At 58.1% G+C, this 17,306-nt stretch carries 11 protein-coding genes and 1 pseudogene; 5 read left to right on the top strand and 7 right to left on the bottom strand.

Features of this window, described 5'->3' with window-relative positions:
- Nucleotides 1–172: 172 nt before the first annotated feature.
- The 4 genes and pseudogenes from PGR91_RS02980 (at nt 173) to PGR91_RS13560 (ending at nt 4,214) form a co-directional block, all read left to right on the top strand.
- Nucleotides 173–1,438 carry an adenylosuccinate synthase gene (locus tag PGR91_RS02980; protein ID WP_055203044.1) on the top strand — a complete coding sequence of 422 codons (1,266 nt, stop codon included), beginning with the start codon at nt 173–175 and terminating at the stop codon, nt 1,436–1,438.
- Nucleotides 1,439–1,462: 24 nt separating this feature from the next.
- Nucleotides 1,463–2,164 carry an OmpA family protein gene (locus PGR91_RS02985; protein WP_101573577.1) on the top strand — a complete coding sequence of 234 codons (702 nt, stop codon included), beginning with the start codon at nt 1,463–1,465 and terminating at the stop codon, nt 2,162–2,164.
- Nucleotides 2,165–2,327: 163 nt separating this feature from the next.
- Nucleotides 2,328–3,909, top strand: a pseudogene (locus PGR91_RS02990) (ABC-F family ATP-binding cassette domain-containing protein); the annotation flags it as partial.
- A 41-nt stretch (nt 3,910–3,950) separates the two neighbouring features.
- Nucleotides 3,951–4,214 carry an ABC transporter C-terminal domain-containing protein gene (locus PGR91_RS13560; RefSeq protein ID WP_409049095.1) on the top strand — a complete coding sequence of 88 codons (264 nt, stop codon included), beginning with the start codon at nt 3,951–3,953 and terminating at the stop codon, nt 4,212–4,214.
- 81 nt (nt 4,215–4,295) lie between these two features.
- Here the strand turns inward: PGR91_RS13560 and PGR91_RS02995 are convergent, their stop codons facing one another.
- The 4 genes from PGR91_RS02995 to PGR91_RS03010 all read right to left on the bottom strand — a co-directional run bounded on the left by PGR91_RS02995 (nt 4,296) and on the right by PGR91_RS03010 (nt 11,062).
- Nucleotides 4,296–5,573, bottom strand: a complete 1,278-nt coding sequence (locus PGR91_RS02995) for a TolC family protein (protein ID WP_101573575.1) — start codon at nt 5,571–5,573, stop codon at nt 4,296–4,298.
- A 13-nt stretch (nt 5,574–5,586) separates the two neighbouring features.
- On the bottom strand, nt 5,587–8,640 hold the full coding sequence (locus tag PGR91_RS03000) for an efflux RND transporter permease subunit (protein WP_118655618.1): 3,054 nt from the start codon (nt 8,638–8,640) through the stop codon (nt 5,587–5,589).
- Between the two features lie 7 nt (nt 8,641–8,647).
- Complete coding sequence (locus PGR91_RS03005; protein WP_101573571.1) at nt 8,648–9,688, bottom strand: efflux RND transporter periplasmic adaptor subunit; 1,041 nt, start codon at nt 9,686–9,688, stop codon at nt 8,648–8,650.
- Between the two features lie 126 nt (nt 9,689–9,814).
- Nucleotides 9,815–11,062 carry a BT_3928 family protein gene (locus tag PGR91_RS03010; protein ID WP_118457925.1) on the bottom strand — a complete coding sequence of 416 codons (1,248 nt, stop codon included), beginning with the start codon at nt 11,060–11,062 and terminating at the stop codon, nt 9,815–9,817.
- A 229-nt stretch (nt 11,063–11,291) separates the two neighbouring features.
- Here PGR91_RS03010 and PGR91_RS03015 point away from each other — a divergent pair, with 229 nt between their 5' ends.
- The gene (locus tag PGR91_RS03015; RefSeq protein WP_153497711.1) at nt 11,292–11,453 is read left to right on the top strand and encodes a hypothetical protein; all 162 of its coding nucleotides are present in this window, start codon (nt 11,292–11,294) and stop codon (nt 11,451–11,453) included.
- Between the two features lie 21 nt (nt 11,454–11,474).
- Here the strand turns inward: PGR91_RS03015 and PGR91_RS03020 are convergent, their stop codons facing one another.
- Genes PGR91_RS03020 through mrdA form a run of 3 tightly spaced genes read right to left on the bottom strand, consistent with a single transcriptional unit; the run spans nt 11,475 to nt 17,302 of the window.
- Nucleotides 11,475–14,048: a calcium-translocating P-type ATPase, PMCA-type gene (locus tag PGR91_RS03020; RefSeq protein ID WP_118655621.1), complete on the bottom strand. Its 2,574-nt coding sequence runs from the start codon at nt 14,046–14,048 to the stop codon at nt 11,475–11,477.
- Between the two features lie 19 nt (nt 14,049–14,067).
- On the bottom strand, nt 14,068–15,501 hold the full coding sequence (gene rodA, locus PGR91_RS03025; RefSeq protein WP_118655623.1) for a rod shape-determining protein RodA: 1,434 nt from the start codon (nt 15,499–15,501) through the stop codon (nt 14,068–14,070).
- On the bottom strand, nt 15,479–17,302 hold the full coding sequence (gene mrdA / locus PGR91_RS03030; RefSeq protein WP_055203058.1) for a penicillin-binding protein 2: 1,824 nt from the start codon (nt 17,300–17,302) through the stop codon (nt 15,479–15,481). Before mrdA ends, rodA begins: the two co-directional genes overlap by 23 nt.
- Nucleotides 17,303–17,306: the final 4 nt, after the last annotated feature.

Genomic DNA, 17,306 nt, shown 5'->3' on the forward strand with positions numbered 1-17,306 from the left:
GCCGATTTCGCTTTTGACGCGCTTTTGTTTCCGGGGCGGTACCGCCCTTCGTTCCAGCGTTCTTGCCGGGCGCGAAAATAGCGCTTAAATTTTGCGGACGTCTTTTATGTTATGAAAAAGTTACGTACCTTTGAAAGCAATTTTGCGTTGTGAAATTATTCTAACCGTACCAATGAAAAAAATAGATGTTGTTTTAGGTTTGCAATGGGGTGACGAAGGTAAAGGAAAGGTGGTGGACGTACTGACCCCCGACTATCAGGTGATCGCCCGTTTCCAGGGTGGGCCGAACGCCGGACATTCCCTTCATTTCGAAGGCAAAAAATACGTGCTCCACACGATTCCTTCCGGGATTTTCCGCGACGGATCGATCAATATCATCGGCAACGGCGTCGTGATCGACCCGGTGATCCTGTCCGACGAGATCGCCACGTTGGAGGCCGACGGCGTCGACGTACAGAGCAAGCTGCTGATCGCCAAAAAGGCGCACCTGATCCTACCGACCCACCGGATCATCGACGCGGCTTCCGAAGCTTCCAAAGGCAAGACCAAGATCGGTTCGACGCTGAAAGGAATCGGCCCGACCTACATGGACAAAACCGGACGCAACGGGTTGCGCGTAGGGGATATTCTCTCTCCCGCGTTCGAAGAGCGTTACCAGCGACTGAAAGCGAAACATCTGGAATTGCTGCGGCAATACGATTTCCAGTTCGATATCACCGATTACGAGAAGGAGTGGCTCGAAGGGATCGAAAACCTGAAGCGTTTCCGTTTTATCGAGGGCGAGCACGTAATCAACGGGTTGCTCGACGAGGGCAAGGCGATCCTGGCCGAAGGGGCTCAGGGATCGATGCTGGATATCGATTTCGGCACTTATCCTTTCGTGACCTCTTCCAATACGCTTTGCGCTGGGGTTTGCACCGGTCTCGGGGTGGCTCCGTCGCGGATCGGCAATGTGTACGGGATTTTCAAGGCATACTGCACGCGGGTCGGCAGCGGTCCGTTCCCGACCGAGCTGTTCGACGAGGACGGCGAGAAGATGCGCCGGATCGGCATGGAATTTGGTGCTACCACCGGGCGTCCGCGCCGCTGCGGATGGCTCGACATGGTGGCGCTGCGTTATTCGGTGATGATGAACGGGGTGACCGCGCTGATCATGATGAAGTCGGACGTGCTGAACGATTTCGAAAAACTGAAAGTCGCCGTAGCCTATAAGGTGGACGGGAAGGAGACGACCGAATTCCCGTATGAGGTCAACGGGGAGATCGTTCCGGTATACAAGGAGTTCGAAGGATGGAACTGCAACATCAACGGGATACGGAACTACGATCAGTTCCCCACCCGACTGAAGGAATATATCGAATTTATCGAAAAAGAGACGGGCGTGCCGGTGAAGATCGTATCGGTGGGACCCGACCGTGAGGAGACTATTATCCGATAAGTATCGGAGTAAATTGCGACGGATATGAGAACAGGAAAATTTTCGATGGCCGCCATGTTGTCGGCGGCATTGCTGATGACCGGTTGCGCGGCTTTTCAGAACATGAGTTCTACGGGTAAAGGCGCTACGATCGGCGGCGGCGGCGGAGCCGTTGCCGGCGCCGGGATCGGCGCGTTGGCCGGAGGCGGTAAGGGCGCCGCGATCGGTACGCTGGTCGGCGCGGGAGTCGGCGCGGGAGTCGGCGCGTTGATCGGTAAGCGGATGGACAAGCAGAAAGCCGAACTCGAAAAAATCGAGGGCGCGAAGGTCGAAACCGTGACCGACGAAAACAACGTGCCCGCCATCAAGGTGACATTCGACGACAAGATCCTGTTTGCCACCGGAAAGAGCGAACTGGGCGACGCTTCGCGTTCGGCGCTGAAGAAATTCGCTTCTTCGCTGGCCCAATCTCCCGAGACGGACGTGGCGATCTACGGTCATACGGACAATACGGGCAGCCGCGAGATCAATCAGAAATTGTCCGAGGAACGTGCGCAGGCCGTATCTAACTATTTGATAGGTCAGAAGATCGATCCGAACCGGATTACTACGCGCGGACTGGCTTACGATGCGCCGATCGCCGACAACTCGACCGAGGAAGGGCGTGCGCAGAACCGCCGCGTGGAGATCCTGATTACGGCCAACGATAACATGATCCAGCAGGCTCAGCAGGAAGTTGCGAAGTAGTTCTGCCGGAAACGTTCGATTTAAAATCCACTCCGAAACGGGTGGATTTTTTTGCGACGGTTTCTCTCCGGTTTTCTTTTCCGTTGCATTTTTCCGGACCTGACTATGAAAAACCGGATGAATCGGCCGTAACTTTTTATCTTTGTACGAAAAAAGGGAGTTTATGGTCAGTTATCTTCAGGTGGAGGGGCTCGTCAAATCGTTCGGCGACCGGGTGCTTTTCGAAAATTTGTCGCTGGGAGTCGGCGAAGGTCAGCGTATCGGACTGATTGCGAAGAACGGGACGGGCAAAACGACTCTGCTCAACATCATTGCCGGGCGCGAGGATTACGAGGCGGGGCGGATCACGTTCCGCCGGGATCTGAAAGTGGCTTATCTGGAACAAAATCCCGCGTTTCCCGAAGGAACGACCGTGCTGGACGCCTGTTTCCTGGCCGATTCGCCCGCGTTGCGCGCCGTTGCCGCCTACGAACAGGCGGTGGCGTCGGCAGACGAAGACGTTTTGCACCGGGCGATGGCCGAAATGGACGCGCAGGATGCCTGGAACTACGAATCGCGGGTCAAGCAGATCCTCACGCAGTTGAAAATTAAGGATTTTGATCAGCCGACCGGACAGTTGTCCGGCGGTCAGGTCAAGCGGGTCGCTCTGGCCAATGCGCTGATCGCCGAACCCGACCTGCTGATCCTCGACGAACCGACGAACCACCTCGACCTTGAGATGACCGAATGGCTCGAAGAATATCTGGCTCATACCCGACTGAGCTTGCTGATGGTGACTCACGACCGTTATTTCCTCGACCGGGTCTGCTCGGACATCGTTGAGATCGACGACCGGCAGGCGTACGTGTATCACGGCAATTACAGCCTTTATCTCGAAAAGCGGCAGCAGCGGCTCGATGCGGCCGATGCGCAACGCGAGCGCGATAACAATCTGTACCGTACCGAGTTGGAGTGGATTCGCCGGCAGCCGCAAGCGCGCGGGACGAAAGCGCGTTCGCGGGTCGAGTCGTTCGGCGAACTCGAGGAACGGCTGCGCAAGCGCCGCGAGAGCGGAGATGTGCGGCTGGACGTCAAAGCGGCTTACATCGGGAAAAAGATCTTCGAGGTGCGGGGGCTTTCCAAACGTTTCGGCGACAAGGTGATTCTCGACGGATTCGACTACCGTTTCGCCCGTTACGAAAAAATGGGTATCGTCGGCGACAACGGCACCGGAAAATCGACCTTTATCAAGATGCTGATGGGGCTGGTGCAGCCGGATGCCGGGACGATCGATATCGGCGAGACGGTCCGTTTCGGCTACTATTCGCAGGACGGGCTGTCGTTCGACGATGGCGCGAAGGTGATCGACGTGGTGACCGAAATCGCTGAACATATCGAGCTGGGCGAAGGGCGCCGGTTGAGCGCGTCGCAATTTTTGCAGTATTTCCTGTTCACGGCGCAGACGCAGTACGATTATGTCGAAAAACTCAGCGGCGGCGAACGGCGACGGCTGTACCTCTGCACGGTGCTGATGCGCAATCCGAATTTTCTGGTGCTTGACGAGCCGACCAACGACCTGGATATTATGACGCTGCAAGTGCTCGAAGAGTTCTTGCAGGGTTACGGCGGTTGTTTGATCGTAATTTCGCACGACCGTTATTTCATGGACAAAGTAGCCGATCACCTGCTGGTTTTCCAGGGCGGCGGGCAGATCAAAGATTTTCCGGGGAATTACAGCGATTACCTTGAGTGGAAACGGCTGAAAGAGTCCGAAGAACGGGCGGCCGGATCGCGGGAGAACAAGAAGATACAGGAAAAGCAAATGCCGAAACAGTCGTCCGCGCCGTCCGGCAAACGCAAGCGGACGTATCAGGAAAACCGAGAGATGGAACGGCTTGAACAGGAGATTCCGCAGTTGGAGCAGGAAAAGGCCGAGCTGGAGCGACTGCTCGGCAGCGGTAGCCTATCTGTCGGGGAGCTTACCGCCAAATCGGTGCGGATCGGCGAGGTGATCGCCCTGATTGACGAAAAAAGTATGCGGTGGCTCGAATTGAGCGAGATCGCGGGGTAGAGAAGGCGTAAACGGATGGCCGCTTTGTTTCTGGAAATCGCACTGTAAGCCGCGGTCGTGCGGTGGCGACGGTCGTGCGGATTATCTGGAAAAATCGTAGCGGCCGATCGCTTTCTTATAGGCCGAAATGGCGACCTTTTCGTTGAAATGGGCCGTTACGGCGTTCGTATAAGCTTGTAACCACGAAAGTTGCGCGGATATGACGTCGAGGATGGTCAGTACCCCCTCGTTGTAGCTGAACGTGTTCAGCGACAGGTTCTCGCGTGCGACGTCGAGGTTTGAGCGGGCGGTCGCGATCTGCAAATTCGCTTCGGTGATGTTTGTCCATGCGTTCGAGATCGCTACCGAAAGGTTGTCCGCGACGGCGGCCTGCGCATACTGCGACGAGCGGAGCGTCGCTTCGGCCGCATGGACCGTGTGACGCCGTTCGTTCCAGTGGAAAATCGGGATGTTCAGCCGTAGGAATGCCAGCCCGTCGATCCGGGTCTGTCCGTGATAGTTCGGCGACGGGGTGTTCCAAATGCCCTGCACGCCGGCCGAGAGCTGCGGGTTGAACCGCGAAGCCGCCAGTCTGACGTTGTACCGTTGTAGGTCGATTTGTTTGCCGGCGATCAGGTAGGACGGGTGCGACGGGACGGCCTCTTCCGGGGCTATCTCCTGCAACGGCGGAACGGATTGCGTGATCGAGTCGGCCGCATGGCGGGGCGCGTCGGGTTTTTCTCCCATCAGGATGTTGAAATTGTGCAGCGAAATACGGTAGGCGTTTTCGATCTGTATACGGCTGAATTCAGCTTCCTGCAATCGGGTCTGAATCATCAGCAGGTCGTTGCGGGCTACGTAGCCGTCGTCGAAACGCGTCTGCACTACGTTGAACATTTCGCGGACGATCGCTTCGTAGCGGGTCGTGATGTCCAGCAGCGCTTTGTTCGAAGCCAGATTCCAGTAGTTGTATTCGGCCAGGTAGGCGACGTCCAGCTCCGATTGCTGTTCCTGCAACCGGAACAGATCTTGATTCACCTGCGCCTGTCGGTAACTATCGCGGACGCTTCCTCCGACGTAAATTTGCTGTACCAGAGCCGGCTGCAACGAAAACGAATAGGGTTTCAGCAGCCGGTCGCTCTGAAAACGTTTTCGGAAGTTGATCGAAAAGTCGCCGTCGGCGCTGAGTTGAGGCAGGAAACCGGTGTAGCTGCCCCGGACGGCGGCCTCTGCGGCGCGGGTCTGCTCGGCGGCCTGTTTCAGCGTGTAGCTGTATTGCAGGACGCGGAGTCGGTAGTCGTCGAGCGAGAGCGTGTCCTGGGCGGCGGCGGAGCCGGATACGGCTGCGATCAGTAATAGGTATATGAATTTCGTACGCATTGCGGGGTTTGTTTTAAGGGTTTGCAGGCGCCGGTTTACGGATTCCGAAAAACAGGCAGTAAGCGACGGGCAGTACCAGAATAGTCAGCAGCGAAGCGACCAGCAGTCCGCCCATGATCGTGGCGGCCATGCCGCCGAACATCGAATCGAACAGCAGCGGCAGCATACCGAGGATCGTGGTGCCGGAGGCCATCATGACCGGGACGATTCTCGATCGGGTCGCCGACAGAACGGCGTCGTAGGGGCTTTTGCCGACTGCCGTTTCGGCGCCGATCTGGTCGACCAGTACGATGGCGTTCTTGATGTTCATGCCGACGAGTCCCAACAGGCCGAGCATCGCGAAAAAGTCGAACTGTTTGCCGGTAGCCAACAGGCCGACGACGACGCCAATGAAAATCATCGGCACCATCAGCACGATGACGACCGGTTTTTTGTAGGTACGGAACAGCAGCAGCAGCGTGATGAATATCAGTATGAACGTGAGCGGCATGTTGGCGGCCAGCGCAGCGTTCGACTCCTGTTGTCCCTGTTCTTCGCCGAAGATCTTCAGGTCGTAGCCTTCGGGCAGCGCGATCCGCGACCGCACTTGTTCGAGCACCTTGCCGAAAGCCGCTTTCGTATTGGCTCCGCGTACCGGGTCGCACTGGGCCATCATCACCCGTTCGCGGTTGTAGCGCTTGATCGTGCCGTAACGGAATCCGAAATCAAAACGGTCGACGACCTGCTCGAGCGGATAGACATTGCCTTTCGGCGAGTAGATCGGCACCGATCGCAGGTTATTCAGGTTGAAATCGGCCCGGTCGTCGTCGACCAGCAGAATCGGCATGAACTGATCCTTATGACGGTACTCGCCGAGTTGGTAGCCCGAGGTGGCGATGGTCATCTGCTGGGCTGCCGCGAGTCGCGTGATGCCGAGCCGGGGCCCTTTTTCCTGCGAATAAACGGGTTCCCAGACCGGGATCGGGTTGCCCCAACTGCTGCGGATGTCGGTGACTTCCGGGATCTCGCGCATCAACCTTTCGGTCTGTTCGGTCAGCGCGGCGAGCGTGTCGATGTCGGGACCGATGAATCCGATTTCGATGGCCGCTTCGACCGCAGGCGACAGTTTGAACAGCGACGAGCGTACCAGCAGGTCGGGGAAATTGGCGCGGGCATAGGCGTTGAAACGCTCCTCCACCGCCGCCGTCGAGTCTTTCGCGGTCAATTCCACCAGCAGGTTGCCGAAATTGGGTTTCGGGCCGAACGAAGTGCTGGCCAGGTAGTACCGCGGAGGAGAACTGCCCATCGTCGCCGAGACGTTCTTAACGGACGGTTGCCGTAACAACCACTCTTCGAGCCGCATTATGTTCCGTTCCATATCCCGGATATTGTAGCCGTCGGGCAGGAAACAGTCGGCCCGAAAATAGGGCTTGTCGAGGTTCGGGAAAAAATTTTGCGGCATGGCTCCCATGACCAGCAGCGACCCGGCGAACAGCGCGACCATGATCCCCGCGACCCACCAGCGCCGGCGGATCAGCCGTTCGAGCAACTGGTCGAACAGGCGGTAGAATTTCCGGTCGTAAGGGTCTCGCGGAGCCGCCTGCGTTTGTTCTTTCAGAATGTAGCTGCCGAATAGCGGGGTTTGGCTCAGCGCGAGCATCCAGCTCAGCAACAGCGAAATGGCTACGACGACGAACAGCGGTTTGACGATCTCGGCGACCGCCGACGGGGCCAGGTACAGCGGCAGGAACGAGCAGATCGCAATGAACGTGGCTCCGAGCAGGCCCCATTGCGGTCCGGTGGCTCCGTCGATCAGCGCCTGCCGTCGTCGCGCGCCGCGCAGGATCGCGTTTTGCGCGTTGTCGGTTACGACGATCGCGTTATCGACCAGCATTCCCATCGCGATGATGAATCCGGCCAGCGAAGTACGGTTCAGGCCGACGCCGAGAAACTGCATGATCAGCAGCGTGCCGCCGATGGCGAAGATCAGCGAACTGCCGATCAATATGCCGGCGCGCAGACCCATGATCAGCATGATCAGTACGATTACGATCGAAATCGATTCGATCAGGTTGACGATGAAGGTATTGTTGGCTTCCCGAGCGATCTGGTTTTCCGGATAGAGCGTCTGTAGCGTGATGCCGATCGGTATCTGCGGGTTCAGCTCGGCCAGTTTCCGTTCGATCAGCGCGCCGGTTTTGACGACGTCTTTTTCCGGGTCGGTCGAAACGCCGATCCCGATGGCCCGCCGGCCGTTGACGCGCATCAGTGTGCCTGGCGGTTCGGCATAGCCCGCTTCGATCCGGGCGATGTCGCCCAGGCGCACCTGAAGACCCTGGGTCGAGGTCAGAATCTGGTTGCGGATGTCGTCGAGGTTCTTATAAGTTCCCGTTTCGATGATCTTGATCTGCATCTGGCCGGCCATTTTTTCGCCGCTGCCGACCAGCGTGTTCTGCCCGCTGAGGATGCGGATTACTTCGTCGGGCGTGATGAACAGGTTGCCGAGGGCCGACATGCTGAGGTAGACGTTCACCACCCCGTTCTGTTCGCCGAACAGCGTGACTTTCTGCACGCCGGGCACCGTCACCAGTTCGGTCTTGATTCGCTGCGCCCAGTCGCGCATCTCTTCGTAGGTAAATCCTTCGTCGGCCGAGAGTCCGTAATAGATGCCGAAGACGTCGCCGAAATCGTCGCTGACCGAGATGTTCGACGCCCCGTCGGGCAGCGCGGGCTGCACGTTCATGATTTTGCGGCGCAGTTCGTCCCACATCTGCGGCATCTCGCCGGCCGGCGTCGAGGGTTGCAGTTCGATCATGATTTTCGACATGCCGTACCACGACTCGGACGTGATCTTGTAGACGCGGCGCATCGACTGGATTTCGCGTTCGATCGGTTCGGTGATCAATTGTTCGACCTCTTCGGGCGTCGCTCCGGGATAGCGGGTGACGATCGCCGCGCTTTTAATGACGAATGGCGAGTCCTCCTTTTTGCCCAGTTGCGTGAAAGCGACAATGCCGCCGACGAGCAGTATGGCCAGGAAAAAAAAGATAACCTTGCGGTTGTCGAGCGAGTAGCGGGGTAGATTCATGGTCCGGTTATTTGATGATTTTTACCGTTTCGTTCGGATTGATCCGGTAGATGCCCGCCGTGACGACCGTGTCGCCGGGCAGCAATCCGCTCTCGACGGCGATCATGTCGCTGCCGATCGGCTCGCCGAGTTCGACCCGGTTCAGCCGGGTGCGGCGTTCGCGGTCTATCGTCCAGACGTAGTTGCTGTCGTTGCGTTCGAATACGGCGGTCAGCGGTACGGCCGTCAGGCCGGGGCGGTCGGGATTGTTCACCCGCAGGTTGATCATGCACGACATGCCGGGAGCGATGTCGTATTTTTTCAGGTTCTCTCCCTCGAGCGTCAACGTGACGGAGATGCCGGTCGCCTGCGTCGAGGTCTGCACGTATTCTTTCAGCCGCGCGCCGAACGTGACGCCCGGGTAATTGTCGAATTTTACCGAGAACCGGATGCCGGGGATCTTCAATGTCTGCAATCCGCTCTCCGGCATCGTGAACATGACGCTCTCGGTGATCGGGTTTACCAGCCGCACGACCGGTTCGCCGGCCATCACCTGCTGGTAGTTGTCTACGTACTTCTTTTCGACGGCCCCTGCGAACGGCGCGCGCAGTCGGGTATCCGCGAGGGTCGTTTGAGAATTCTCGTAAGCGGATTTCGCACGGACGTAGGCGGCGTCGGCCATTTCGTAGTCCTGGCGGGAGATCGCCTGCTTCTCGAGCAGCCGTTTGTTTCGCTCCATTTGCGACCGGGCGGTCAGGTAGGTGGCTTTGTCGGCCTCCATTTGCAGCGAATACTCGCGCGGGTTGATCTCGGCGATTACATCCCCTTTTTTGACGCTCTGGCCGGTGATGACGTTCATCTTTAGGATCTGTCCCGAGATCCGGAAAGCCAGGTTCGAAATATCGTCGGCTACGGACATGCCGGCGAAGTCCTTGTCGACCGAGCCGAGCGGTTGGGTGGCGTATACTTTTACCGGGCGGATCTCTTGTTGCGCGGGTTGTGTCCCGGAATGGCCGCAGCTTTGCAGCGACACCAGGATGCCGGCGGTGAAAATGAGTTTGGCATTCATAAGCGATAGTCTGATATGGCTGACCTTCAGCTAAAATCATGCCATGCCGTCCGGCGGCGGACGGTTATGAAAAGAATGTCCGCGGTTTTCGGGCCGCGGACATTCCGGATCGACTTTCGAAAAAAATTATTCTTTGACGCGTCGTGACGTATAGGCGACGTAAATGAACGCCAAGGCGGCTGCAAGGAGGCCCAGCGGCCAGATGCGGTTGTTGCGGTCGCGCCGTTCGGTGACCGTTTCGAGCGGCGTCCGGCCGTCGTAATCCCGTTCGAAATTCGGGATGTCGCGGCAGTTCCATTTGCCGAGGATCGTCCCCTCTTTCAGTAGTACGAGTCCCGCCCGGGCGCGGATCAGCATTTTCAGCGTCGTGCCGTCCATGTTGTAAACCGGGATACGACTGTCGCCGAAAGTTATTTTCCCGTCTTCGGGTAACGCAGAAGCGGTGACGCATACGACCGGGTAGTTGTATTTCACGGCATAGCGCACGGTTTGTTCGATTTGCCGGCTGCATATCGAAGACAACGGCCGGTCGATCGGGTTCAGCGCGATCAGGAAAACTTCGCGGGTCGAAGCCAGCAGCGTCGGCGCATAATTCTCGTCGGCGTTGAAAACGGAAAAGTCCTGGATTTCGCTTCGCCGCTTGCGGTTGTTTTCTACGATTCGGGTGTCGACGTATTCCCAGCGCAGCGTGTCGTACCAGGTCGTATCGGCAAGGTCGAATTCGCGTTGCTGTCCGGTCGTGCGGTCCTTGTAGATCAGCGTTGTCTGCGTATCGTTGCCGTAACCTTCCAGCTGCGACGGAATGTTCACGCCGATGCGGAACGGCAAAAAGTCGATCGGAGGCAGGTGGCGCAGGCTGTACAGTCCGATCCCGGACGACAGCAGCCCGAAGAAAAAGATCATGCTCCATTCGACTGTCGAGGCGTAACGGTTGTGCTGTCTGAAAGGCTGTTTCCAAGCCGTGCGCCACAGGACGACGGTAAACAGCAGCAGGATTACGTTTTTGAAAAAGGTCTGCCAGTTGGTCAGTTTGACGAAGTCGCCGAAACAGCCGCAGTCGGCCACCGGGTTCCACAGGGCGAGCACGAAAGTCAGCAGCGTGAAGAATCCGAGCAGGATCGTCAACAGTGTCGTGACGCTCTTTTCCCGGATACGGAACAGCAGGCAGAATCCCAGCAGCATTTCCGAGGCGGACAGCAGGATCGAAAAGGCGTATTCGGCTCCGGACAGCCAACCCATTCCGAAGGCGTTGAAATATTCTCCGAACTTGATGGCCGTGCCCCAAGGATCGACGGCTTTGACAAACCCCGAAAAAATAAATACTCCTGCAACGATCCATCGCAGCAGTCCGGTCAGGAAAGTATGTTTTTTCATGGCGTTTGTGATTGGTTAGTTGACAAATGTATGTTTTTTAACGGTGATATGCAATTTTATACCCTTTTTCCTAATTTTGCGGAAAGGGCCGGAATTGCCGGCCGGACTAAACGGAAGCGTATGGAAAACAGGGTGGATCGGATATTGAAAAGGGTCGTTCGCTTCTGCCGACGCGCAGTGGATCGTCGACGTGGTCGGTTTGCACCACAATGTGCAAAAAACCATTGAATTGGGCTTCGAAACGTTGTTCGAAGCCGATCTGATCGTCGACCTGTTCGAAGGATATTATCCGGCAGAAGAAGCGGGCGCCTGTTACCGCAATGGGGTGCGGATCGCTTCCGGAAAATCGTGGTTCGCACGCCTGTTTCCCGGGTGCGCCGGGGTCGGATAGCTTGCCCTTCTGCGTCCCGGTCTATTTCGTTGTGTGCCTGCGGCGGGAACTCAGCGCGCGGGTCAACTCGCCGCCCCACATCACCAGCGAAGTGGCTCCGATGATAGTCAGCCAGTCGCAGCCGGAGAGCGGAACCGTGCGGAAGACGTTTCCGCCCCAGGTTACGATGATGAATTGACCGGCCAAGATTAGCAGCAGCACGCCGAAAAACGGGGCGCAGCCCCCGACCGCTTTCCAGATCGGGGTGGTTGTGCCGAATCCCTTCGCGTTGAACATGTTCCAGAATTGCAGCATGACGAATACCGTGAAGAATGCGGAGAGCTCGTAGATCGTGATTGCCGATCCGAAGTAGTACAGTATGCCGAGCAGTACGGCGACGAAAAGCAGTCCGACGCCGACGATCGAGCGCATCATCGGGCGCGAAATGATGAAGTCGCTGTTTTTGCGCGGTTTTTCGCGCATCACGCTGCGGCTCGGCGGCAGCGAAGCGAGCGCCAGCGCCGCGAAAGTGTCCATGATCAGGTTGACCCACAGCATTTGCGTGACGGTCAGCGGCAATTCGCTGCCGAAAATCGAGCCGAACAGTACGATGATGATCGCCACGAAGTTGATCGTCAGTTGGAACAGTACGAACCGCTGGATGTTGCGGTACAGCGAGCGGCCCCACATCACGGCCGTGGCGATGCTGCTGAACGAGTCGTCGAGCAGCGTGATGTCGCTGGCTTCTTTGGCTACGGAGGTTCCGGTACCCATCGACAGTCCGACCTGCGCGAAATTCAGCGCCGGCGCGTCGTTCGTGCCATCGCCGGTGACGGCCACCACTTCCCCTTTTTGTTGCAACAGTCTTACGAGCCGCTGTTTGTCCAGCGGCCGCGCGCGCGACATGATCTTCAACGACTGTACCCGTTCGAGCAGTTCCTCGTCGCTCAGCGCGGCGAATTCGGAGCCGGAGATGTGGTTGCGGTCGGTGTCTTCCGCCGTCCACAGGCCGATCTGTCGACCGATCTCTTTGGCCGTCGCCGGGGTGTCGCCGGTAACGATTTTCACGTCGATGCCTGCGGACAAGCACTCTGCCACAGCGGCCGGCACGTCGTCGCGTACCGGGTCGGAGATGGCGGCGATCCCGATGAAATGCAGCGGGCAGCGTTCGAGCGCTTCGTCGCAGGTATCCACGCCGTCGCATACGGCGTAAGCGAATCCGAGCGTCCGCATCGCCATGTTCTGGTAGGCGGACAGTTGCTTTTCCACTTCGGCTTTCGCCCCGAAACCGGCGCACTTGGCCAGGATGATTTCGGGAGCGCCTTTTATGTAGAGAATGCGTTTGCCGGAAGCCGAGTCGACCAGTGTCGCCATGAATTTGCGTTCGGTGGTGAAGGTCATTTGATCGACCGTCTCCGCGGCGTTGCGCAGCGCGGCGTAGTCGGCGCCCCGGTCTTTGAGCCACAGCAGCAATGCCCCTTCGGTCGGGTTGCCGATCACTTTGCCGTTCGCGTCCAGGAAGGCGGTCGAGTTCGCGGCGATTCCTTCGCGGATCAGCGGGTCGATCCCGTCCTCGGAGAATTTGGTTTCGTAAACGCGCATTTCATTGCGGGTCAGCGTGCCGGTCTTGTCGGTGCAGATCACTGTGATCGCTCCCATCGTTTCGCTGGCGTGCATTTTCCGGACGAGGTTATTCGTACGGAGCATCCGCCGCATGTTGACCGCGAGCGACAGCGTGACGCTCATCGGCAATCCTTCCGGCACGGCCACGACGATCAGCGTGACGGCTACCATGAAGTATTGCAACACTTCGGTTGCGACGGTCAGCCAGTCGGCCGTCAACAAGTCGCCCGTCAGCATACCTTTGACGATCAGCGCTGCGAACGTGACGATCGCCAGCGAGATGCCGACGCGTCCGATCAGCTTCGACAGGCGTTGCAGTTGCAGGTTCAGCGGGGTCTCTTCATTGCTCTCGACGGTGGCTTGTTCGGCGACTTTGCCGAATTCGGTGGCGTCCCCTACGGCGGTCACTTGCATGACGCCATGGCCTTCGACCACGGTCGTTCCGCGCATGACGTGGTCGGACGGATAAGTCGATTCTTTGTCGAAATGGGCCGGGTCGGTCGTTTTGCCGATCTGCGGTTCCCCGGTCAGCGTCGATTCGTTGATCTTCAGCGACACGGCTTCCTGCAGAATTCCGTCGGCAGGCACCTCTTCGCCGCTTTCGAGCAGGACGATGTCGCCGACCACGACCTCTTTTTTCGGGATCTCGGCGACGGCTCCGTCGCGGACGGCTTTCACTGGCGTGTCGTCGTTGGTGCTGTTCAGCACGTCGAATTTCTTCATCGCGTCGTATTCGAACCAGAATGCGACGCCGGTAGCCAGGAAGATCGCGCAGAAAATGCCGATCGCTTCGGCGAATTCATTATGTATGAAACCGATCCCGAGCGACAGCACGGCCGCCACCAGCAGGATGCGGATGACCGGATCGTTGAATTTTTCGATGAACAGGCGCCACAGCGATTTGCGTTTCGGCGGGGTGAGCAGGTTGGCGCCGTATTGTTCGCGGCTTCGGATTACTTCGTCCTGCGTGAGTCCTTTCAGGGAATTCGACATGGTGTATGGCTGATTAGGGTTATGTTAACAGTTCGTGTTTGGATGCGTCCAGCTTGATCGCTACGAAGAGCAGGATCGTGAAGGCGATCAGCGACGAGCCGCCATAGCTGAAAAACGGCAACGGAATGCCGATTACCGGCATGATACCAATCGTCATGCCGATATTGACCGCTACGTGGAACAGAAAGATCGACGCCACGCAGTAGCAATAGATCCGGCCGAAGGGTTCCATCTGACGCTCGCCCATCCGGATGATCCGCAGGATCAGGACGGTGAACAGGACGACGATGACGGCGCTGCCCAGGAATCCCCACTCTTCGCCGACCGTGCAGAAGATGAAGTCGGTACTTTGTTCGGGGACGAAATTGAATTTCGTTTGCGTCCCTTCGAGAAAGCCTTTGCCGCTGAAACCGCCCGATCCGATCGCGATTTTCGACTGGTTTACGTTGTAGCCCCAGCCTTTCAGGTCGGATTCCAGGCCCAGCAGATCGAGGATTCGCTTTTGTTGGTGTATCTGTAGGTGCTGGAAAGCGTAATCGATCGTGTAGGTGAATCCGAGCGATCCGAAGAAGAGCAAGATGAACGTCAGTATATTGTGTATTTTGTACCGGTAAGCGTAGGCGACCACGGCTCCGACCGACAGCACGGCGGCGATCAAAATGGCCGTGTGCCAGCTCATGCCGATCCGCAGGACGGCGTTGAACAGCAGGTAGAGCAGGATCGAGCCGAGCGCCAGTCCGGCCAGGTAGGTGACTTTGCTTTTCCAGTTGCCGTTCGACACCCCTTCGCCGATCGCGCAGACGAGGATCAGCACGATCAGCAGCGTGACCGGTTCGAGCAGGAACGAAAAGACGAACAGCGAGATAATCATGATCAGCGCCACGTAGACCCAGCCGTTGAACCCTTCGCGGTAAAACATGAACAGGAACGAGCCGTATACGAGGGCCGAACCGGTGTCGTTCTGCAGGATTACGATCAGCACCGGCAGTCCGACGATCATGCCCGCGCGCAGTAGATCGCCCGGCTTGCGGATGTCGAACGTGTAGGAACTCATGTAACGGGCCAGCGCCAGCGCGGTGGTGAATTTCGCGAACTCGGTCGGCTGGATCGCCACCGGGCCCAGCATGATCCACGCTTTCGCGCCGTTGACCTCCTTGCCGAATAGCAGCACGCCGACCAGTACCAGGATCATGATCCAATACAGCGGGTAGGCCAGCACGTGGTAATACTTGTCGTCGATCAGCAAGATCGACACCGCGATGAATGCCGACGCCCCGATCCAGACCAGTTGCATCCCGTAACGCTGGCCGACGTCGAAGATGCTGGCATGCGCGTCGTCGTAGACGGCGGCGTAAATATTCAGCCAGCCCATCAGCACCAGCAGAACGTATGCCAGCACCGCCACCCAGTCCACGCCGCCCACGGCGAGTCTATTTTCGCTGTTGTCTCTCATAATACGGGTAGGCGATCTGTTTGTTTTTGACGTATTCCACCAGCGGCGCGCGCTGGATCGTATCGGTGAGGTAAAGCTCGGTCAGCAGGCTGGCGATCGGGGCTGCGACGGTGGCGCCGAATCCCCCGTTTTCGATGTAGACCGAGACGGCTATCTTCGGGTTGTTTCGCGGGGCGAAGCAAAAGAATGTGCTGTTGTCGGCCCCGTGCGGATTCTGAGCCGTACCGGTCTTGCCGCAGATATCCAGGCCCGGCACCATCGCGATCCGGCCCGTTCCGCCGCCGTTGACCGCTTGGTACATCCCTTCGACGATCGGTTCGAACCAGCGGGCGTCCACCCGGGTGGTGTGGTTGACGTAGAACCGCGCGTCGATCGAGTCGCGGTCGTGTATCCGCTTGACCACGTGCGGAGTGCGGTAATGGCCCCGGTTGGCGACCGTAGCCACCATGTTGGCCATCTGCAACGGGGTGCAGCCCAGCTCGCCCTGCCCGATCGACAGCGAGATCACGGTGAGTCCGTTCCATCGGCCCCGGTAGGCCTTGTCGTAAAATTCGGAGGAGGGGACGTTCCCGTTCAGTTCGCCGGTAAAGTCCGTTCCGAGTTTGCGGCCGTACCCGAAACTGCGAACATAGTCCGCCCACACGCCGAAACCTTCCTCGATGTTTTTGTATTTTTTGTTTTCGATGATATTCCGGAAAACGTAGCAGAAGTAGGCGTTGCAGGAGTTCGCGATGGCTGCCTCCAGGTCGAGCGGCGATCCGTGCGCGTGGCATTTGACGCCGCGCCCGTACGGGTATCCTCCGTGACAGGGATAGGTTTGCGACGGCGACAGCACGCCCTCCTGCATTCCAATGAGTCCCTGGATCACTTTGAACGTTGAACCGGGGGGGTAGAACGACATGACCGCGCGGTTGTAAAGCGGCCGCCGCGGGTCGTTGAGCAGTTTCATGTAGTTGTTGCCGCGATCGCGGCCCACCAGTTCGTCCGGGTCGTAGGTCGGACTGTTGGCCATCACGAGGATTTCGCCCGTTTCCGGCTCGATCGCGACGACGCTGCCCACTTTGCCTTCCATCAACTCTTCGGCCAGCGCTTGCAGCCGCGCGTCGATCGTACAGGTGATCGCCACGCCCGGAGACGGCAGCGTGTCGTAAATACCGTTCGCATAGGAGCCTTTCGGGATACCGTGCACGTCCACCATTTCGATTTTCACTCCTTTCTCTCCGCGCAGCACTTCTTCGTAGGCCTGTTCGATGCCGCTGCGCCCGATGTAGTCGCCGCTGCGGTAGTACGGGTCGCGTTCCAGGATCCGGTCGTCCACTTCGCCGACGTATCCCAGCAGGTTGCCCGCCATTTTAGTCGGGTACGACCGGACGGTGCGGTAAACGGTGAAGAATCCGGGGAATTGGTGCTCTTCGAGGCGCAGTTTGGTCTCTTTGGGCAACTGTTTGACGATGACCGACGCCCTACGGCGCGAGAAATTGGACGCTTTGATCAGCTCCTTGCGGATCTGTTCGACCGGTACGCCCAGGATGCGGCTCATCAGCGCGGTGTCGAACGGCCGCACTTCGCGCGGGGTCGCCATCAGGTCGTAAGCCTCTTTGCTCTGTACCAGGAAGCGTCCGTTTCGGTCGTAAACTTCGCCCCGGGGCGGGTACTGCACCATGTAGCGCAGGACGTTGTTGTCTGCATTCGTCTTGTAGCTGCCGTCGAGCACCTGGATATAGAACAACCGCAGCAGGACGATCGCCGCGATGACGATGACGACTCCCTGTAAGGTTTTGATTCGGCGGGGGGTATCCACGGCG

The organism is Candidatus Alistipes pullistercoris (assembly GCF_027665465.1).
GTDB classification, from domain to species: Bacteria; Bacteroidota; Bacteroidia; order Bacteroidales; family Rikenellaceae; genus Alistipes_A; species Alistipes_A hominis.